Raw genomic sequence first — 231 nt, 5'->3', positions numbered from 1 at the left:
TCAAGTTCCTCTTCGACCGCGACACCTGGCCCCTCGGCCAGGAAAGCAAATGGCTGCGCCAGGCCCGCGCCTACGCCGGCGACACCTACGGCCTGCACCTGCCGCTGATCGCCGGCACCGAAGTGGCCATCGCCTTCGAGCAGGGCGACCCGGACCGCCCCTACATCGCCCACGCCCTGCACGACGACCAGCACCGGGATCTGGTGTCCCAGCGTGCAAACAACTACCAGC

The 231-nt window shown here is 68.4% G+C and carries 1 protein-coding gene; it reads left to right on the top strand.

The window, feature by feature from the left end:
• A partial coding sequence (locus tag KW849_RS31945) for a phage baseplate assembly protein V (protein ID WP_218433914.1) occupies positions 1 to 231 on the top strand: 231 nt, incomplete at both ends.

The organism is Pseudomonas sp. PDM26, from assembly GCF_019219185.1.
Lineage (GTDB): Bacteria > Pseudomonadota > Gammaproteobacteria > Pseudomonadales > Pseudomonadaceae > Aquipseudomonas.
The sequence above is the reverse complement of the archived record's forward strand: the minus strand, read 5'-3'. Positions and strand labels throughout refer to the sequence as shown.